13 protein-coding genes, 2 tRNA genes and 1 pseudogene are annotated in these 20,008 nt (G+C 34.3%); 8 read left to right on the plus strand and 8 right to left on the minus strand.

What is annotated here, in order from left to right:
* Positions 1 to 9 precede the first annotated feature (9 nt).
* From ACM55K_RS05200 to ACM55K_RS05215, 4 genes are all read left to right on the plus strand, one after another.
* Positions 10 to 447: a TPM domain-containing protein gene (locus ACM55K_RS05200; protein WP_416849189.1), complete on the plus strand. Its 438-nt coding sequence runs from the start codon at positions 10 to 12 to the stop codon at positions 445 to 447.
* Positions 447 to 1,256: a TPM domain-containing protein gene (locus ACM55K_RS05205; protein ID WP_416849190.1), complete on the plus strand. Its 810-nt coding sequence runs from the start codon at positions 447 to 449 to the stop codon at positions 1,254 to 1,256. Before ACM55K_RS05200 ends, ACM55K_RS05205 begins: the two co-directional genes overlap by 1 nt.
* Positions 1,257 to 1,431: 175 nt before the next feature.
* Complete coding sequence (locus tag ACM55K_RS05210; protein ID WP_039109009.1) at positions 1,432 to 1,845, plus strand: RrF2 family transcriptional regulator; 414 nt, start codon at positions 1,432 to 1,434, stop codon at positions 1,843 to 1,845.
* Positions 1,846 to 2,090: 245 nt separating this feature from the next.
* Positions 2,091 to 4,679: a TonB-dependent receptor gene (locus tag ACM55K_RS05215; RefSeq protein ID WP_416849191.1), complete on the plus strand. Its 2,589-nt coding sequence runs from the start codon at positions 2,091 to 2,093 to the stop codon at positions 4,677 to 4,679.
* Between the two features lie 91 nt (positions 4,680 to 4,770).
* On the opposite strand, the gene ACM55K_RS05220 is transcribed toward ACM55K_RS05215, so the two are convergent.
* Complete coding sequence (locus ACM55K_RS05220) at positions 4,771 to 7,587, minus strand: outer membrane beta-barrel protein (protein WP_416849192.1); 2,817 nt, start codon at positions 7,585 to 7,587, stop codon at positions 4,771 to 4,773.
* Positions 7,588 to 7,698: 111 nt separating this feature from the next.
* On the opposite strand from ACM55K_RS05220, the gene ACM55K_RS05225 reads away from it, so the two are divergent.
* Together ACM55K_RS05225 and ACM55K_RS05230 are read left to right on the plus strand one after the other, a co-directional pair.
* Positions 7,699 to 8,457 (plus strand): DUF2490 domain-containing protein, encoded by a 759-nt coding sequence (locus ACM55K_RS05225; RefSeq protein WP_416849193.1) that lies wholly within the window; start codon positions 7,699 to 7,701, stop codon positions 8,455 to 8,457.
* A gap of 129 nt (positions 8,458 to 8,586) precedes the next feature.
* Positions 8,587 to 8,823 (plus strand): hypothetical protein, encoded by a 237-nt coding sequence (locus ACM55K_RS05230; protein ID WP_416849194.1) that lies wholly within the window; start codon positions 8,587 to 8,589, stop codon positions 8,821 to 8,823.
* Between the two features lie 63 nt (positions 8,824 to 8,886).
* On the opposite strand, the gene der is transcribed toward ACM55K_RS05230, so the two are convergent.
* Both der and era read right to left on the minus strand, forming a co-directional pair.
* Complete coding sequence (der, locus tag ACM55K_RS05235; RefSeq protein WP_416849195.1) at positions 8,887 to 10,197, minus strand: ribosome biogenesis GTPase Der; 1,311 nt, start codon at positions 10,195 to 10,197, stop codon at positions 8,887 to 8,889.
* Between the two features lie 218 nt (positions 10,198 to 10,415).
* Positions 10,416 to 11,297, minus strand: a complete 882-nt coding sequence (gene era / locus ACM55K_RS05240; protein ID WP_416849196.1) for a GTPase Era — start codon at positions 11,295 to 11,297, stop codon at positions 10,416 to 10,418.
* A gap of 118 nt (positions 11,298 to 11,415) precedes the next feature.
* On the opposite strand from era, the gene ACM55K_RS05245 reads away from it, so the two are divergent.
* Both ACM55K_RS05245 and ACM55K_RS05250 read left to right on the plus strand, forming a co-directional pair.
* Positions 11,416 to 11,488: transfer RNA gene (locus ACM55K_RS05245), tRNA-Met, on the plus strand.
* A gap of 31 nt (positions 11,489 to 11,519) precedes the next feature.
* Positions 11,520 to 11,592: transfer RNA gene (locus ACM55K_RS05250), tRNA-Met, on the plus strand.
* 247 nt (positions 11,593 to 11,839) lie between these two features.
* On the opposite strand, the pseudogene istB reads toward ACM55K_RS05250, so the two are convergent.
* The 5 genes and pseudogenes from istB to ACM55K_RS05275 form a co-directional block, all read right to left on the minus strand.
* Positions 11,840 to 12,410, minus strand: a pseudogene (gene istB / locus ACM55K_RS05255) (IS21-like element helper ATPase IstB).
* Between the two features lie 243 nt (positions 12,411 to 12,653).
* On the minus strand, positions 12,654 to 13,547 hold the full coding sequence (locus ACM55K_RS05260; protein ID WP_416849197.1) for a glycerophosphodiester phosphodiesterase family protein: 894 nt from the start codon (positions 13,545 to 13,547) through the stop codon (positions 12,654 to 12,656).
* A 17-nt stretch (positions 13,548 to 13,564) separates the two neighbouring features.
* Positions 13,565 to 15,142: a calcineurin-like phosphoesterase C-terminal domain-containing protein gene (locus ACM55K_RS05265; RefSeq protein ID WP_416849198.1), complete on the minus strand. Its 1,578-nt coding sequence runs from the start codon at positions 15,140 to 15,142 to the stop codon at positions 13,565 to 13,567.
* Positions 15,143 to 15,155: 13 nt separating this feature from the next.
* Positions 15,156 to 16,583, minus strand: a complete 1,428-nt coding sequence (locus ACM55K_RS05270; protein WP_416849199.1) for a SusD/RagB family nutrient-binding outer membrane lipoprotein — start codon at positions 16,581 to 16,583, stop codon at positions 15,156 to 15,158.
* Positions 16,584 to 16,595: 12 nt separating this feature from the next.
* Positions 16,596 to 19,970, minus strand: a complete 3,375-nt coding sequence (locus tag ACM55K_RS05275) for a SusC/RagA family TonB-linked outer membrane protein (protein WP_416849200.1) — start codon at positions 19,968 to 19,970, stop codon at positions 16,596 to 16,598.
* Positions 19,971 to 20,008: the final 38 nt, after the last annotated feature.

Genomic DNA, 20,008 nt, shown 5'->3' on the forward strand with positions numbered 1-20,008 from the left:
TAAAAAACAATGTCAAAAGTAGAAGATTTTTTAACCAAAGAAGATGAGCAAGCAATTGTTGAAGCTATTCGCATGGCCGAAAAAAATACTTCTGGCGAGATTAGAGTTCATATAGAAAAAACAACTTCCATTGATGCGTATGATCGCGCAATGGAAGTTTTTCATGAACTGAAAATGGACGAAACTGAACTTCAAAACGGTGTTTTAATTTACTTAGCAGTAGAAGATAGACATTTTGTAATTTGTGGTGACAAAGGGATTAATGATGTGGTTCAAGATGATTTTTGGAATTGCACCCGTGATATCATGGTGGCTGAGTTCAAAAAAGGAGATTTCAAGCAAGGACTTATCGATGGAATTGCTAGAGCCGGTGAACAATTGCAGAAACATTTCCCTTGGCAAGATGGTGATACTAATGAATTATCAAACGAAATATCTAAAGGATAATGCAATTACAAAAAAAGAATAACCCAATTTTTCTAAAGCTGTTAGTTTGTTTTTTATTTACACAACTTACTTTTGCTCAATTTACCATTCCTGAAAAACCAAGTTTTCAGACTTCTGTTTACGATTATGCAAATGTTTTAAGTGCAACTGAAAAATCACAATTAGAAGAAAAACTAGTCAAATATTCTGATTCTACGACAACCCAAATTGTAATTATCACTATCGAAAGCCTTAAAGGCGAAGACATAGGTATTCTTACTCCAAAATGGGGTCAAACTTGGGGCATCGGCGGAACTGCAAAAGATGATAATGGTGTTCTTATTTTATTGGCTAAAGCCGAAAGAAAAATATGGATTTCACCAGGTTATGGACTTGAAGATCGTTTAACTGCTGGAATTGGTGGGGAAATTACCCGAAATATAATTATTCCAGAATTTAAAGCCGGAAGTTACTACAGAGGTCTTGACAAAGGTACCGATGCTATAATTGATGTTTTTAAAGGAAAATATAAAGGGGAACGAAAACAAATCAAAGAAAAAGAGAAAGGTTTTCCAATTATGCCAATTATAGTCATCGCCATTATTATTCTTGTGCTAATTTCAAGAAATAAAGGTGGAGGTGGAAATTCTGGTAACAGAGGTAGCGGACCTAGTTTGCTTGATGTTCTCATTCTTAGTAGCCTTGGCAGAAGTAGTGGCGGCGGAGGCTTTGGGGGTTCTTCCGGTGGTTTTGGCGGTGGCGGAGGAGGCTTCGGTGGTGGATTTGGTGGCGGAGGTTTCTCAGGTGGCGGATCAGGCGGAGATTGGTAAATTTAAAACCATTCTGTTCCGTTAATAAAATACTTTCAAAATCGAATTCAGAATTCAAAAATCAGTATTATTTATAAAATTATAAATTAAAATAGTTTATGTTTGTTTTTACTTTCATTTTATAAATTTGAAATTGCATCTAATTTTAAAGTTACAATTATAAAACACATTAAAAATGCTTTCACATAAAGCCAAATATGCTCTCAAGGCATTACTGTTTTTAGCGCAACAAGACGAAAATCACATTTCAAGAACTATTGAAATTGCTGAAGCAGCCAATATTCCAAAAAAGTTTTTGGAACAGATTTTATTGGATTTAAAACGTGGACATTTTGTGGGGAGCAAACAAGGTAAATTTGGCGGTTATTATCTTTTAAAATCTAAAAACGAAATTACCTTAGCTGATATCCATCGATTATTTGATGGTGCAATTGCATTACTTCCATGTGCTTCATTAAATTTTTACGAGCCTTGCTCCGATTGCACTAGTGAGTCTGAATGCCTATTACGACACGGATTAATGACTATTCGAGACGAGACTTTAAAGGCTATGCAAGGCATTACAATTTCCTCATTAGTTAAAAAATAAAAAAATATTTTTTAAACTCTACTATTTTTATAGAATTAATTATATATTTGCATAGAATTTAACGCATAATTAATAATCCAATTTTAAACGTATGAAAACGTATTTAAACACGTTCGTTATTTTAAATGAACAACTAGGAAATAAACAAGTAATTGCAAATAAAGAAAACAGTAATCAATTAATGTGTATGTGATAGTAAAAAAAATTTAATTAAAACTCTACTAATTACATATAATAAACATATAATGAAAACTATTTATACAAAAATAATTACAACTCTATTATTACTGTTCACATTCTCTCCATCTTTTGCACAAACCGCTGTTACTGGAGTAGTAACGAATAGCCAAAAATCACCCTTAGAAGGTGCCAATGTGGTATTAAAAGGCACTAAATATAGTGCTACTGCAGATTCCAGCGGCAAGTTCACAATTGATACCCAAGAAAAACTTCCTTTTTCGCTTATTATACAATATGTTGGATATAAATCTAAAGAAGTTACGATTACTGAACTACAAGATACACCTTTAGAAATAATCCTTTCGGAGGAGAATCAACTTATTGAAGTGGTCATCACATCCAGACGCAGAATTGAAAAAGCACAAAACGTTCCCATTCCAATTTCGGTTGTGAGTGGCAAACAGGCTGAGGAAGCTGGAGCTTTCAACGTAAATCGTTTGAAGGAATTAGTTCCATCAGTTCAATTGTATTCTTCAAATCCAAGAAACACAACTATTAACATTCGTGGTCTGGGCTCCACTTTTGGACTTACTAACGATGGTATCGATCCAGGTGTGGGTTTTTATGTAGATGGTGTTTACTACGCCCGTCCTGCTGCGACAACATTAGACTTTATTGACATCGACCGAATTGAGGTATTACGTGGACCACAAGGTACGTTGTTTGGTAAAAACACGACTGCAGGTGCCTTTAATGTAACCACTCGTAAACCAAGTTTTACTTCAGGGGCCAACTTTGAGGTTAGCTTTGGAAATTATGGATTCCTTCAGGCTAAGGCTTCTATCACTGGAGCTTTAAGTAAAAAATTTGCAGGACGTTTATCTTTTTCAGGAACGCAACGTGATGGTCTAATAGAAAATGTAGCAACAGGAAAATGGGTAAACGATTTGAATAATCAAGGAGTTAGAGGGCAGTTGCTTTATAAACCAACAGAAAATACAGATATCACTTTAGCTGCAGATTTTTCGCGTCAACGTCCAGATGGATATGCTCAAGTTATTGCTGGTGTTGCCCCGACAAAACGTGCCGCTTACCGACAGTTCAATCAGATTATTGCTGATTTAAACTATAGCCTTCCAAGTCAGAATGCATTCGACCGTAAGATTGATCATGATACTCCTTGGCGTTCAGGACAAGATTTAGGAGGTATATCGCTAAATATTGAAACTAAAATTGGAGAAGGAACGCTTACTTCAACCTCAGCTTGGCGTTACTGGAATTGGGATCCATCCAATGATAGAGATTTTACAGGGCTTCAAGTACTTAAATTATCTCAAGCTACGTCAAAACACCAACAATGGTCACAAGAGGTTCGCTATGCAGGAGATTTCTCCCGTAGATTAAGTGGGGTAATTGGTGTATTCGCCATCGGACAAGCACTTAAAGCAGATCCTATTCAAATTGAGGAAGCTGGATCCGCACAATGGCGCTTTTCTCAAGATACACCAAACGATGCTAATGGATACTCCTTATGGCAGACACCTGGACTATTGAATGGATACGGAATCAAAACCAAAAATACACTCAACACATTCAGTGGGGCAATATTTGGTCAACTTGATTGGGAAATTACTGAGGGTCTTCATTTATTGCCTGGTCTAAGGTATAATTATGACAAGAAAAAATTGGACTACAGTAGAGAAACCTACGGAGGTCTTCAAACAACCGATCCAGCTTTACTTGCCTTGAAAAAGAAGGTTTATTCTAATCAGGCTTTCAAAGTGGATGTAGACGATACCAACTTTTCCGGAAATTTAACATTGGCTTACAAAGCCTCTGACCGTGTCAATACTTTTGCAACTTATGCGAGAAGCTACAAACCTGTAGGTGTTAATGTAGGTGGAATACCTACTGATGCTAATGGTCCGATTCTAGCACTTGCTGAAATAAAACCAGAACAAGTAAATCATTTTGAAGTTGGAGTAAAAACCTCCCCTTTTGACCGTACTATACTGAATGTCACTCTTTATAATACAGACATCAAAAATTTTCAAACGCTGGTTCAAAGTCCTGATGTGAGTCTAAACCGTGGTTATCTTGCTAACGCAGAAAAGGTACGTGTACGCGGTGCTGAGCTTGATGCTAGTATTACTGTCAACAAACATCTATCGTTCACCGGTGCCGTATCTTACACTGATGGTAAATATATTTCTTTCAAGAATGCACCACTGCCTCTGGAAGAAACAGGATTAAAAGATGCAAATAATAATGCCATATATGCTAAGGATATTTCGGGAGGCGCCCTTCCTGGTATCTCAAAATGGGCAGGGTCTTTAGGAGGTGAAATCTCTGATTCAGGTAAATTATTTGGCAATGTAGGGAAGTTCTTCTTCGCCTTAGACACGTACTATCGCTCTTCGTTTTCTTCAAGTGCTTCTCCTTCGAAGTATCTAGTAGTTGATTCTTATGCGCTGCTTAACGGTCGTATCGGTTTCCGTGCTTCAGAAGGTTTATCAGTTTACTTATGGGGACGCAATCTATTGAATAAGGATTATTTTGAACAATTATTACCTGCGGGAGGTAATGCTGGACAATATGCTGGTGTATTAGGTGACCAAAGAACTTATGGAATTACCCTTCGCTATTCATTATAGTTAAGTTTTCCTATCCGTTTAACGATATCTCTATTTCAGGACGGAACATATATAGCAAAAAAAAGCGGTTGTTAATTCACAACCGCTTTTTTTAATTCCCCATCAAATCTCCTCTTCCTTCTCCCATTCCGCCTCTTCCTTCTCCTGATCCTCCTTGTCCTCTATTTTCACCTCTTGGAAGCTTCTTCATCCCAGAAAAATCTTGAATTTTATAGGTTAGCGAAAACATGGCATATCGTTTTAAAATTGTATTTTCTTCATCACGAATTGTAGTAGCCGAAATTGTTCTGGAAAAACTCTGATTCTGATTCAGAACATCATACACTTTTACTTTTGCAATCATATTTTTATTAAAGAAACCATAGGACAAACTGGTGTTCCATAAATAAAAATCTTTCTTAAAACCACTTGCAATTCTGGAATTATAGGTATATCCGAAATCATTTCCAAAAATCCAGTTTTTTGGCCAGTAACTGGTAGTTTGTAAATTAATTCTGTGCACCACATTAGAGCTTCCACTGGTTACATAATTTGAATATTTCGACTCATTATAAGATAAACTATATGATGGAGCTATAGTCAAGACTTCTCCATAGTCATAATTTAAATATACCCTTGGTGTAATCCCCAATGATTTCGCACTATACAAAACGCCATTGGTATACCCTTTATCCAAAGAATAACTACTGTTTAAACCAATCCCATATCGGAACGAATGTGCTTCTCTTTTTATGGTTTGATTCCAATTTCCTCCTACAGCAGTAGTGTATGTTCCTGAAATATTCTCATAAGTCGTAGTCCTTTTTCTATTGGCATCGTATATCGAAATGGAAACCACTTCGCTATTATTATAATCTCCCCTTACAAACAAACTATAACCTGAGCGGGTACGGAAATCAAAATTCCTGAAATTGATATTAGCACTATGTTTTTCATTAGGATTCAAATTAGGATTTCCTATTATCGTATTCAAAGGATTAGCCAAATTTTCTACAGCCAGCAATTGACTTGAAGAAGGTAAACTATTAGAATAATCATATCGCAAAGTAATAAATTTTGAACGATCCAACTTGTATCTAATTTGCGCTCTTCCATAAGGCAGCACATATTTTTTATTCAAATCGGTTGCTTTATTTAAGTATAGCGAATGATTATCAAAATCAATAATGGAAGTACTGGAATTCAAATTGAACGTAAATTTATTCTTTTCGAAAGTGATGCCTACTTTTGGGCTAATGGAATTTTGGCTGGAAGTAATAAAATTAGACAAGGACTCATTTAAAACAGAATACGATTGAGAATTATCTTCAAAATCGAATGTTTTCAAATCTTTTATCTCTTTCGTCCATCCAAAATCGGAACCAAAACGAACTCGTATAGAATCGGTTATCGGCTCTGTATATTCAATATCAGCCGAATAGGAATCATACGTATTTTCATTTTTACTCTTTTGATTTCTCTCATCATCAGATTGACCATCTTGATAAAAAATAGTTTTAGACTCCGTTAACGCATCTGAGCCACTATTGGTATTACTATTAGTGAAAACAAAACTTAAATTACGAGACTTTTTTTGAAAAGCTTTATTAAAATTTATTGTATTCCCAAAATTAGTTGATTTATTTTCTCTATATGATTTTGATGCGCTTTCGTTTAAAAGTTCCTCATCTTCACCTCTGGATAAACTTTCAGCACTAGAATTACTATTAGAATTTGACAGATTCACTTTTGGCATAAAAGCAATTCGTGTCGTTGGATTAATTTTATATTCAAACTCCAAATTCACCTTATTTCCAGTATTCTCATCTCTTGATTTCGATTCCGATTCAGTGGAGAAGCTACCCGTAGGCAAGAAATTAGTTTGTTTCGACTTACTTTCATTTTCGGTAACTGTATTCGAAAAAGAATAACCTGCAGTAGCATCAAAACCTTTGTACCATTCATCGGTATAATTGAATCCTGCCGAATTAGATTGGGTAATTCCCTTACCGCTTCCTGAAGCTCCACTGCCTCCTCCTCTACTGTTTCTTCCACCGCCCATGCTATCAAATACCTCATCCATAGAAAACCCGGTAGAATTAATATTATTTGAGGAAGCTAAAACACTTATTTTTTGTTTATTATTAAAAAAGTTCATCACAAAACTGCCTTCATAACGATCATCCGTGCCATATCCACCTAAGAATTTACCAAAGAACCCTTTGTTTTTCTTTTCATCTATAGTCAAATTGATACTCGAATAATCTGAAGTTGATTCTTGTTTAGACAATTCTTCTTTTTTGGTTTTGAAATCGGAAACTTGAACTTTATTAATGATTTCGGCTGGCAGGTTTTTCAAAGCCATTGCCCCGTCTCTATCAAAAAAAGTTTTCCCATTTACCAAAAACTGGGTCACTTCTTTACCGTTTACTGTAATTTTGCCATCACTATCCACTTCAAAGCCGGGCAATTGTTTTAATAAGGCTTCTACATTGGCATCTGGGCGCACTTTGAAAGAATTAGCATTAAACTCTAATGTATCTTTTTTTACACGAATGGGAGGAGCTTCACTTTTTATAATTACACCAGCTAATGCATTTACACTTTCTAATAAATAGACTTTACCAAAATCTTTATTCTCAGCAATCTCTTTTTGTTCCTCAACATAACTCTGGTATCCCATATAGGAAACTTTCAAAAAAACTGGTTTATCGTATTTCTTGGTCGTAATTTTAAAAAGACCATTTTTATCAGTAGTAGCATATTCTAATACTGTAGAATCTTTTACGTTAGAAAAATAAACTGTTGCTGCCTCTAAAGGAACCTGGGTAGTAACGTCAAGGACTGTTCCTTTAATAGTAAACTCATCCTGAGCATTAGCAGAAAAACAAAAAAGCAAAAAAAGTAAAAAGGAGTAGAACTTAGACATGTAAACTTTATTTAGATAAAGTGATAAGATGCTAAAATGAATAAAAGGTTTAATCTATCCCATCATTTTTATAGAGTTTATGTAAATTTGCCAAAAATTGAATGAAACTTCATGAAAATAACCAAAATCCTTTTCTTTCTCTTAGTCGGCTTTATATCCCGAGCTCAAACCGAAAAAAAGATAGATCATCAAAGCATCCTTTGGACACGATATAATAACCAATTGACTTTAAACAACAAATGGTCCTTAAATTTTGAATTTGATAATAGGCTTTTTCTAAAACCTGTTACCGAAAATCTATATGTCATACGCGTGCAAGGGCGCTATAAAATCAACGACCATTTAGAAGCAGGAGTTGGTTTTGTTCATTTCTCTGTCGCTACACAAGAACCTGAACGAAACTACGATTTTAACATCCCCGAATATAGAGGACAACAAGATATTACTTGGAAACAAGAGGTAGACAAAATCACTTTCAATCAGCGTTTTCAACTGGAAGAACGCTTTATTCACAATGCCAGCAAACAAGAATTATTATCAGGAACCACTTTTTCTTGGAGATTTAGATACCGAATTCAAGGCGATTATACTTTTTGGAAAAAAGAAAATCAATTATTAAAAGCAATAATATCCGATGAAATAATGATTAATTTCGGTAAAAAAATAATCAAAAATACCTTTGATCAAAATAGAATTTATGGTGCAATACAATATGGCATCAACAAAAATTTCGCTGTAGAACTTGGATATTTAAACAGTTTTCAACAACGGGCCAACGGAGTAGATTACTTTAACAGAGACATTATCCGATTGAGTGTTTTTCACAAACTAAGATTACAAAAAAAGGTCAAAAACAAATCATCTCTATAGAGGAATAAAAAACTACAATTAGTAAAAAATCAATTAAAATTAGCATTAATGATTATTTTAAACATTGATTAGCAATTAATTAACTGATTTTTTAAGTTTTATGGCGTAACTTTAATAAAAGATATAGCCATGAAAAATTTTGCAATCAAACTAGTGTGGTTTACCACCATTTATGTTTTTGTATTTGCCGGTTTATGTCAAACTAACGTTATTTTGCCGGTAATAATGACCCTATATTGCATTGGTATACCATTAATCCTGTTTATGGTATATACAGTTCTACATGATGATTACAAAACTTCTAAAACTTTCAAGGATTGGTATGAAGACTATCCTATAGAAACTTTAGAAGAAGAAGAGAATTAGAATTATTCCATTTCTTATCAAATAATTTAAACCAAAAAAATCCCGATTTCTCGGGATTTTCTATTATTTCTCTCTGATATAAATATCGATTGGCACTCCTGAAAAGTCCCAGTTTTCTCTAATTTTATTTTCCAGATAACGTTTATAAGGTTCTTTAACATATTGTGGCATATTGGCAAAAAACACAAATTGTGGTGTTGGTGTTGGCAACTGCATGCAATATTTAATTTTTACATATTTCCCTTTTGTCGCTGGCGGTGGATATGCTTCAATCACTTTCAACATAAATTCGTTGAATTTTGAAGTCGCAATACGTTGTTGTCTGTTCTCGAAAACTTTTACGGTTGCTTCTAATGCTTTCAATAAACGTTGTTTCGTTAATGCCGAAACAAAAAGAATAGGCACATCCGTAAATGGCATTAATTCTTCTCTGATTTTAGCTTCATAATCACGAGTTGACATCGTTTCTTTTTCGACCAAATCCCATTTGTTCACTAAAATTACAACTCCTTTACGGTTTTTCTCCGCCAACCAAAAAATACTTTGATCCTGACCTTCAAAACCACGTGTGGCATCAATAATCAAAATACAAATGTCAGCATGCTCAATCGCACGAACCGAACGCATTACCGAATAAAACTCTAAATCTTCCTTCACTTTCGCTTTACGACGAATTCCTGCCGTATCAACTAAGTTAAATTCGAACCCAAAACGATCAAATTTTGTATCAATAGAATCACGGGTAGTTCCCGCAATATCAGTAACAATATATCTCTCTTTACCAATTAAAGCATTGATAAAACTAGATTTTCCAGCATTAGGACGCCCTACAACTGCAAAACGAGGCAATACCACTTCTTCTTGAGTTGGCTCTGGTTTCACTGGAAAAGCATCAATCAATGCATCCAATAAATCCCCTGTTCCGCTTCCAGAAATACTGGCAAACGTATAATATTCTCCTAAACCAAGGTTGTAAAACTCAATCGCATCTTTCTCACGCATCGCATTATCCACCTTATTTACTGCAAGTAAAACTGGTTTCGTTACTTTACGCAACAATCTCGCAACAGCATCATCCATTGGAGTAATCCCTTCTTCTACATCAACCACAAAAATGATAACATCCGCTTCATCAATTGCAAGTTCTACTTGTTTACGAATTTCGCCTTCAAAAACGTCATCCGACCCACGTACGTAACCGCCCGTATCAATTACAGAAAATTCCTTTCCGTTCCATTCGCTTTTTCCGTAGTTTCTATCACGGGTCACACCCGAAACTGAATCTACAATCGCTTCTCTTCTTTGGATCAATCGATTAAAAAGCGTCGATTTTCCTACGTTTGGCCTTCCTACAATGGCAACAATGTTATTCATAATCCTAATTTCAAATATTTTGCAAAGGTATGCTTTTTGTTTAAGCTTTTAACTTTAAAGTTTTGGGAGCTATTTCCCGCTATGCGTTACAATCTTTTAATTTTTTAAAGAAAAAAATAAAAAGGATTTTCACTGCTATCGGGGCTAGGGCATTTTTCAGATCAAATAGCTTTTATTTTCAAACGATTAAACAAATAATCGAATAAACAAATCAACTCTTATTGGTTATAACCAAAACGCTTTAACATATTCGCGTTGCTTCTCCAGTTTTTATTCACTTTCACTACCAACTCAATATGAATTTGCTTTCCAAAGAATTTCTCTAAATCAACACGAGACTCCATTCCTACTTTTTTCAAAGCAGCACCTTTATGACCTATAATGATTCCTTTTTGGGTTTCACGCTCCACCATAATCAAAGAACGGATTCTGATGATATTTTCATCCTCAAAAAACTCTTCGGTAACAATTTCTACTGCGTATGGAATTTCTTTGCTGTAATTCAACAAGATTTTTTCACGGATTGTCTCATTTACAAAAAAACGTTCCGGTTTATCCGTCAATTGATCTTTTGGATAATATGCAGGAGATTCTGGCAATAATTCAATGATTCTTCCAAAAACTTCTGGCACATTAAAATTCTGTAAGGCTGATATTGGAAAAATTTCTGCATTGGGAACTTTCGCAGTCCAGAAAGCCACTTGTTCTTCCAGTTGCGCCTGATTTGAATTGTCAATTTTATTCAACAACAATAAAACAGGGATTTTGGCATGGATAATTTTATTAAAAAACGCTTCGTCTTTCAACTCTTGTTCTCCAATTTCAACCATATAAATCAGGATATCAGCATCTTCAAAAGCGGACTTAACGAAATTCATCATCGATTCCTGCATTTCGTATGCTGGTTTGATGATTCCAGGCGTATCCGATAAGATCATTTGAAAATCTTCCCCGTTTACAATTCCAAGAATTCTATGACGTGTTGTTTGTGCTTTTGACGTGATTATTGACAATCTTTCTCCAACAAAGGCATTCATTAGTGTTGATTTCCCAACATTTGGATTCCCGATGATGTTTACAAAACCTGCTTTATGTGACATTTCTATTATAATTTATTTTGCAAAGGTAGACATATCAAGTCAATAGACGAAATAAAACATTTTTTAAAATTTTTTGTTGAAAGTATCAAATTTCGTCGTACATTTGCACCCGAAACAACGCGGGATAGAGCAGTAGGCAGCTCGTCGGGCTCATAACCCGAAGGTCACAGGTTCGAGTCCTGTTCCCGCTACTAAGAATTTATTGAAATTACAAACGCACATCGCGGGATAGAGCAGTAGGCAGCTCGTCGGGCTCATAACCCGAAGGTCACTGGTTCGAGTCCAGTTCCCGCTACTGAGGAGAACCCATCAACTTTTTGATGGGTTTTTTCATTTTCACTACCTTCCTCAACCCCTACAAACACTGAGATTAGTTCAAAAATACCATTCACTTTTTTGGTTAGATATTCCCTATTTTCCGCCCTAATTGCAAACTCCAGTGATATTGACCACCTGATTTCGGAGTAAAATGACCACCTCTATTTTTCATTAAAACTACTTTTTTTCATCTGTTAATTAGTATTCAAAATATAATTAAAATATTACCCTTTATTTATACCTCTTTTCTTTCTCATGGATTCTCCGTGAAATTCGATTCGGTGAGATTGATGTATTAGCCTATCCAAAATTGCATCAGCTATGGTTTTTTCTCCAATGATGTCATACCAACTTTGCACTGGGATTTGTGATGTTATAATTATAGAACCATTATTATGCCTGTCTTCAATGATCTCCAAAAGGGTAATTCGGTTATGACTATCTAATGCTTGCAGCCCAAAATCGTCCAATATAATGACATCTTGCCTTTCAATTTTGGCAAGTTCTCGCAGGTAAGAGCCATTTGCTTTGGCCATTTTTAATTTAGCAAACAACTTCGAAGTATTAAAATAACTCACTTTAAAACCTTGTATACAGGCCTGACAACCCAATGCTGTGTAAATAACTTTTGCCTACACCCGTACTTCCTGTGATTAAAATGTTTTCATTTTTTTCTACAAATTCGCATTCTGCCAGACGCAGTACGGTGTTTCGTTCCAGATTACGGGTTTGGTCAAAATAAATATGGTCTAAGTTGTTTTCTAAAATATTTTGTATCGTCTTAAATTTGTAAATTTTAAAATCAAATGCCCGTCACAAAAAAGCCTGTGAAACCAAATTTTACAGATCTTTTTATGTAAAAAATTCAGGAAAGTCAAATTAAAATGAGACCTTATTAAACAAAAAAAACAGTAGTTAGTCTAAGTTAACTACTGTTTGAAAATTATAATCTATTTTTATGAATTCTGTATCACTTTAAGAAATCGGTTATCTCTATTTTTATTTTTTCTGATATCAAAAAATGACACTCTTCGCTAATTAATTTAAGATCCGTTCTGGATAATCAGTTATTATTCCGTCAACTTTTAAATCCAGCATTTTTCTAATATCTTCTTTTTCATTCACTGTCCAAGGGATAACTTTAATCTGTTTTGCCCTTAACGAATCTAGAAAATCAGCATTTACCAATTGAAAATTTGGACTATAAATTTGTGGTATAAAAGTCAATTCACTAAGATTTCTATTTATACCTGCTCTAGCAGTTAATAACGCCACTTTTACCTTTGGATACTTCTTATGTAATACATTCAAAATATGAGTATCAAAAGATTGGATATTCATGAAAGATTCAATTTGTTTTTCATGAATGACCTTCATAACTAAATCAACAAATTCTTCAGGTTGGGGCTGACTTATACCGTATTCTTTTCTCTCGGATTTAATTTCAATATTATAAGTCACTCTTTTATGTTTGTTCTTAGCAATCCTTTTTTCAACACTATCAATTACCTCTATTAACAATGGCTTATAGGTTTTTAGTTTTTTTTGTTGAGGAAAAAGTGCATTCCCTTTTGAACCACTATCAAATTTTCTGATGCTATCATAATTCATTGTATATAAGCTATACGATTTCTCTTTTTCTTTTACAATAGCAGAACCATCAGGAGTTTGCATATACACTGAAGACATAAAAGCTTCGTGAGAAACTAACACTTTTTTATCTTTAGATATAACAACATCCATCTCTATAACATCTGCGCCTTTAGTGATAGCACTTAGGAAAGCTGGAATTGTATTTTCGGGAAAATTTCCTCTATCTCCCCGATGTCCCTGTATTTCCACATGTTGTTTTGCTAACTCCTTCTCTTTTATTTTACATCCATAAAGAAATATGAAAAACAGTAAAAGAAAATTTATTTTATAACTATTCATTCTTATCTATTTTGAAATTAATTAATCATATCTATTCGATAATTTTCACTTGCCGTATGTGTATTTCCAAACATATCAGTAGCTTTAACCTCAACTTTATGAGTTCCTAATTCTAGATTAGCTGGTATTTTTCCTTTCCAAACATGGGTACAAATTGAAGGATCAGAAGATCTTCTTCCAGGCATTAGTTTCTCGGACAAATCCCATTCATATACTAATTCTACATAAGAAGGGTCTGCTTCAATAACACGTTCCATGTTTTTCCATTCTCCACTATCTACTCGATAAACCAATTGATCATTTTCACTTCCCATAAAGAAATTGACATATAAAGAAGATTTAGTACTCTTTCCTTTAGCTACAACTTTAGGCAAAAAAATATTCATTTGATGCTCTTTTTCTTTTCCTGCCGCTTTATATTCAACATTATAGGTATTACCTTTAAAATTGATAAAAGCATATCCTTTTGGAGTTCCATCTCGCATTACAGAAATTGGAATTCCTTTTTCGTCTAATTTACCTGAATACCAATCTCCTGAAGTTGTCCCAACATTATAATGATGATGCGGCTTGTTTTGCAACCATCCTTGCTCTTTGCTTAAAAAATCTTGACGCTGCATGTGCGTATGTGCAGACAAAGACAAAGTATTAGGAAAATCCTTTAACAAAGAAAATAGTTGGTTACGATCAGAATCTCTAAACGAATCATCTTTAGCATCTGGCTCACTTATTGGAATATGAAAAGCCAATACAATCAAGTTGTTTTTAGGTACAAATTGCAAATCATTTTCAATAAACTGTAATTGTTCTGGAGTAAACCCGCCCCAATATCCTTTACTATCTCTTGGATCAGGATAAAGAACATCATCCAAAACAATAAAATGTACTTTACCATAATTAAAAGCATAATTAGCAGGTCCAAAATGTGCTTCATAGGTCTCATCAGCTAAATCATCACTGGTAGCATCAAAATTAAGGTCATGATTCCCTAAAAGATTGTACCATGGAATTCCAACTTTTTTTACCGCTTGAATATATGGATTGAACAAGCTTAAATCATTCCCCACAAGATCACCCATACTAAGACCAAATGAAACTTTTTTAATTCCTTCAACTTCGGAGACTATTCCTCTATAAAAATAATCAACTTCTTCTAAATTATAAGGCTGCGGATCTCCAAAAATAAGAGCGGTGAATTCATCTTCCTCCTTTTGAGGAATCAATCCAAAATCAACTGATTTAGGTAATGTACCTGTAGGCAAAACACCGTCAAATTTCATTTTTGGAGAACCTGAAGGTTTGTGTATATAAAAAAACTGAGGTTTGTTATTCTCATCAGTCTGAACCTTATAATCTGATGGCTTGATTATAGAAATAATAGCATTATTTTTAAGAAGCAACTCATATTGTCCTTTGTTATCCGAAAGTATTACCTCAACACCGTTACTAACGGCAACTTTAGCAATTCCTTTTTCGTTTTTATCTTTCTTTCCGTTTCCATTAGTATCTTCAAACACAAAACCTTTTACAGTACTTTGAGCAGAAACAGCTAGTGTAAAAAACAGTACAATACTGTTAATCATTATTTTTTTCATTTTCATAATTTATTTAATTATCCCACCAAACTTTAGTATTAATAGTATCCTCACCTATCATTTTTACAGCTTGTTTATAATTGTCTAAATTATACAATTGCTGATCTGTAGGGAAAGTAAATCGAGACGGCATTATGGCGTTATTGCCCATCGCAGAAGTTGTAGGTAAAATAGGAAAACCAGTCCTACGATATTCAAACCATTGTTGATAATCTGTAAAGTACAACGCATAGTATTTTTGCAACATTATTTGTTGTAATGTTCCATTATATTGCACTATTGGGTTATCAAAATAATTTGCAGGAATCGTCGCTTTTAATTGTTCAATAGCAGCTTTAATTCCGTTTTTATAGTAAGAAGCAGGATCAGCAATATAACCACGCTGCCCTAGTTCAGCCTTAATAAATTCGACTTCAGCATAAGTTAATAAAAATATCTGCATTGGATTCACTACTTGTGCTTGCATTAAACCAGAAGCATTATATTTAAATTGAGAGTCAGCACCTACATAACCACTTGGTATCCCTACATATCCAATACTCTTATTTTGTAAATCTTTAGCAACTGTAGCTATAATATTTCTTCTGGGATCATTAAAATTATTAAGATTATCTAAGAAAAAGGAAGCCACCTTAGCTCCTAAGGGAAAATCTTGAGGTCTTCCCCATGGTGATACATTCGGAGTAACTCCAGTAACTTGTAAAATTGCCGACTCTGCAGTATTAGTAAAAACAGGATATTTTATGGGATCTTCTATCATTATTTTTAACTTACTGAAAGCATTACTTTCAGCTCTGTTTGAAATTCTTAGCAACAATCTCATATGAAGAGAATTAGTAAATTTCCTCCACTTATTTACATCATTACGAAATAAAATGTCTTCAGAATATATCATCGCTCTAGCATCATACATTGCGTTAGCTTTCTCCAAATCAGTTAAAATGGTTTCATAAATAAACGCTTGAGTATCATATTTGGGATATAAAATACCATCTTCAGCTCTTACTGCTTCTGTCATTGGAACTGGTCCAAATAAATCAGTAAGATTAGAATAAACAAGAGCATTAAGAGTCAATGAAATGGCTTCATAATTAGCATCACCTGCTTTTTGTGCCGCTATTCGCATTTCATTAATATTAGCCAAATATTTATAATAAGTATTCCAAGAAGAATTTCCTATACTAGGACTAACATCATAACGGTGCAAACCTCCTGAAACACTCGGAAACGGAAGAGAAACTTGCATTAAATCAAATGTTACACTGGCGCTTCTGGTTGCATTATGTGACGCAATACCATAAATTATCGGATTCAGTAAGGTCCCTGGACTAATCACTGAGATTCTATTAGGATCATCATTAACATCTTTAAAATCGCTTGAACACGCATTAATTATAAAAACTAATGCTAAAGCTGTTACTAAATATTGTATTTTTTTCATTATCATTTTAGATTAGAAATTTACTTTTAAATTAAAACCATAACTTGCAGGTGATGGCATTTGTCCCATTTCAAGTCCAGGCAAAATAGTGTCTCCATTTAGAGCACCTGCTTCTGGATCGTAAATTGGAAAATCACTTATCATAGCTAAATCTCTTCCAAAAACAGAGAATTGAACAGATTCCAAGCTAGTCCTTTTCAACCAACTTTTAGGAAAATCGTACTGTAAGCTTATTTCACGTAATTTGGCAAAAGAAGCATCAAATGAATTTGATTCCACATTTGCTCTACGGTAATAACGTGCATACCAATCTGGAGTAACCGCTTTTACGGTATTTGGAGAATAAGAACCGTCGCTATTTGCAACTACTCCATCTCCAATTATGAATCCCTCTTCTCTACCCATATAAGTAGAGGTAATTTTCCCTTGTTCTGCCAGTTTATGATGGGTTTGTGAATAAACTACCCCACCATATTGACCGTCTATGGTAACACCCATTTTAAAATTTCCAATTGTAAAATTATTTACAAACCCAGCTTTCCAATCGGGACTGGCATCACCTATATATTGAATTTCAGTCGGATATGCTGGTAACCCCGCGGCATCATAAACAATTTCACCTTCTGGTGATCTTACAAATCCAAAACCGTATATTGCCGTAGCGCTTCCTCCTACTTTTGCAATAATTGACGCTGTACCACCTTCGCCAATTACTTGCTGACCATTAATACCATCAGGTAAGTCCATCACTTTATTCCAATTGCGAGACCAATTGAATGAAGTTTTCCATTTAAAAACTTTCCCATCTACTATTTTCCCTCCAAATACCAACTCTATACCACGATTTCTAACCTCTCCCGCGTTTAAAATAGCATCGCTATATCCTACACTCCAGTCTAGTGGAACCTCAATGATTTGATTTTTAGTTCTACTTTCATAGACCGTTGCGTCAAAATTGAACCTTTTGTTTAACATTAAAAGTTCAAAACCTGTTTCAAAACTAGTAGTGATCTCGGGTTTAAAATTTTCGTTATACAGCAGCGATGGCAATATCGCTGAACTTGCAAAAGTGTTTTGATCGTAATATTTTTTTGTTCTATAAGGTTCAGTATCATTACCTACTTCAGCAAACGAAAATCTATACTTTAGAAAATTAATACTTTTAGGTAAGTCAACCATTTCAGATACTATCAAACTCGTGTTTGCCGAAGGATAAAAAAACGAATTATGTGCCTCAGGAAGGGTACTCGACTTATCGTTCCTACCGGTTACATCTAAAAACAATATATCTTTATACGAAAGAGAAACTAATCCATACAAACTGTTCACTTTTTTATATCTATCTCCAACAGAAATATTTGGCATATTGACTCCGTTAGAAAGTTTGTATACATCTGGAACAACAAGCCCTTCAACGCTAGCACTCAAACTTTTGTATTTATAATTTAATGCGTTTCCACCAAATGAAGCGGAAAGAGAGAATGCTTCATTGAATTTCTTTTTATAAGACAATAAAAAATCATAATTAGTTTCCATTTTTGATACATCTTGCCTGCTAAAATATCCTTTCGCATATCGATTGATACTGTAAGGCCTATGTTGTTCTCTGTTTTGAGTATACGTATTCAAAGAAGAACGCAACATTAAATTCAAATTTGGCGAAAAATCAATTGTAGCCGATAAACTACCTACTATTTGATTGCTTTCTAAAGAATTAGTAGCTTCATAAGCAATAAGATAAGGGTTATCTATAAAAGAACTAAAAGGATGTAACTGCATAATATTTTCCCCTCCCTCTTCCCAAATTGGTTTATACCAATCTAAAGGAATATTAGGTTGTTGAAAAATCATAAAATAAGCAATGGAGCCATTGTTATATCCTGTGGAAGGCAAATTATCGCTACTTCTGTCATTATAATTTACAGAGCTATTCAATTTTATTTTATCCGAAATCTGGTAGTTTGCATTGACAGCTGCAGTAATACGCTCAAAACCAGTATTAGGCATTATCCATTCGTTTTTTGAATGCCCAAACGAAGCACGCATAGAGCCGTTTTTATCTCCCCCTTGTAAGGAAACATTATTATTTGTTGTGAAACCTGTTCTCCAAAAATCTTTGCGATTGTCTTTATAAGGTTTCCATAATTGTCTATCGGCAGATTGACTTTGAGTTGTAGGGTCGTATTGGTAAAAATATTGTCCTTCAAAAGCAGGTCCCCATGCCGAACTCGTACCTCCTGTACTTGTTCCATCTTCTGAACTACCATAGGAATAATATGGATTTCCATCTTTATCAAATGATCTCCCTGCTCCTTGCCCATATTTGTATTGGTAATCTGGCCATCTTTGGATAACATCAAAAGTAACGCCTGAATTATATGTAATTCCAAAACCCTTAGCCTTTTTACCCGACTTGGTTGTGATAATCAAAGCACCATTAGCAGCACGATTTCCATAAAGCGCTGTTGCTCCTGCTCCTTTTAAAACAGTTACACTTTCTATATCATCTAAGTTTAAATCTGAAATTCCGTTTCCGTAGTCAATCGGAGAATCTTGTCCCATATAAGCACTTGTTGAACCTGCAGAAGTCATTTCAGTATTCATGGGTACACCATCAACAACAATAAGTGCATAATTCCCCTTTGGGTCTAATGAATTATTTCCTCTCAAAGTAATTTGTTGTGAGTTTAAAGGTCCTGAACCAGTAGAAATAATATTTAATCCCGCTACTTTTCCTTTCAATCCCGAAGACCAATTATTAGGTGTTGTTTGTGCTAAACTTTCCGATTTTATAGTCTCTTGTTTAAAACCTAAACGTTTTTCTTCGCGCTTAATTCCTAAAGCGGTAACAACAACTTCATTCAGTTCTTTAGTGTCCATCTTCAAGATTACTTTCACAACTGCTAAACCGGATGTTTTAATTTCCTTAGTTTCAAATCCTATGTAAGAAATCACTAAAACTGCATTTGGGTTAATAATAGATAAATTAAAATTTCCATCAATATCAGTTACACCAATGTTTTTAGTACCTTTTTCTATAATCGAAACTCCCGGTACAGGCATTCCTTGTTCATCAACAACATTTCCTTTTATTGTTTTTTGTACCTGATTAGGTTTGATAACACTTATCGTGTTGTTTATTTTTTTGAACTTGAATCCCGTTTTATCCGATATTATTTTTAGCACATTATCAACACTCTCGTCTTGTGTTTTAATCGAAATATGCTGAGAAGTGCGTGTTATTTGCTCGTCAAAAACAAATGTTAATGAGCTTCTCTGTTCAATAGCATCGAAAACTTCTGTAATTGAGGCATTTTTAATGTCTAACGAAATTTTTATTTCCTTTAGAGAATATATTGCTGTTGAAGCAAATAGAGGAGTTAACATAAAGAAAGTGACAAATAAATGGAAACACTTTTTCTTTA

The sequence above is a fragment of the Flavobacterium arabinosi genome (assembly GCF_048158725.1).
Classification (GTDB): Bacteria; Bacteroidota; Bacteroidia; order Flavobacteriales; family Flavobacteriaceae; genus Flavobacterium; species Flavobacterium arabinosi.

Excerpts from the sequence above, each read along its gene's own strand:
- ACM55K_RS05200 (WP_416849189.1), top strand. The coding sequence starts at position 10 with ATGTCAAAAGTAGAAGATTTTTTAACCAAAGAAGATGAGCAAGCAATT.
- ACM55K_RS05205 (WP_416849190.1), top strand. The coding sequence starts at position 447 with ATGCAATTACAAAAAAAGAATAACCCAATTTTTCTAAAGCTGTTAGTT.
- ACM55K_RS05210 (WP_039109009.1), top strand. The coding sequence starts at position 1,432 with ATGCTTTCACATAAAGCCAAATATGCTCTCAAGGCATTACTGTTTTTA.
- ACM55K_RS05215 (WP_416849191.1), top strand. The coding sequence starts at position 2,091 with ATGAAAACTATTTATACAAAAATAATTACAACTCTATTATTACTGTTC.
- ACM55K_RS05220 (WP_416849192.1), bottom strand. The coding sequence starts at position 7,587 with ATGTCTAAGTTCTACTCCTTTTTACTTTTTTTGCTTTTTTGTTTTTCT.
- ACM55K_RS05225 (WP_416849193.1), top strand. The coding sequence starts at position 7,699 with ATGAAAATAACCAAAATCCTTTTCTTTCTCTTAGTCGGCTTTATATCC.
- ACM55K_RS05230 (WP_416849194.1), top strand. The coding sequence starts at position 8,587 with ATGAAAAATTTTGCAATCAAACTAGTGTGGTTTACCACCATTTATGTT.
- der (WP_416849195.1), bottom strand. The coding sequence starts at position 10,197 with ATGAATAACATTGTTGCCATTGTAGGAAGGCCAAACGTAGGAAAATCG.
- era (WP_416849196.1), bottom strand. The coding sequence starts at position 11,297 with ATGTCACATAAAGCAGGTTTTGTAAACATCATCGGGAATCCAAATGTT.
- ACM55K_RS05260 (WP_416849197.1), bottom strand. The coding sequence starts at position 13,547 with ATGAATAGTTATAAAATAAATTTTCTTTTACTGTTTTTCATATTTCTT.
- ACM55K_RS05265 (WP_416849198.1), bottom strand. The coding sequence starts at position 15,142 with ATGAAAAAAATAATGATTAACAGTATTGTACTGTTTTTTACACTAGCT.
- ACM55K_RS05270 (WP_416849199.1), bottom strand. The coding sequence starts at position 16,583 with ATGAAAAAAATACAATATTTAGTAACAGCTTTAGCATTAGTTTTTATA.
- ACM55K_RS05275 (WP_416849200.1), bottom strand. The coding sequence starts at position 19,970 with ATGTTAACTCCTCTATTTGCTTCAACAGCAATATATTCTCTAAAGGAA.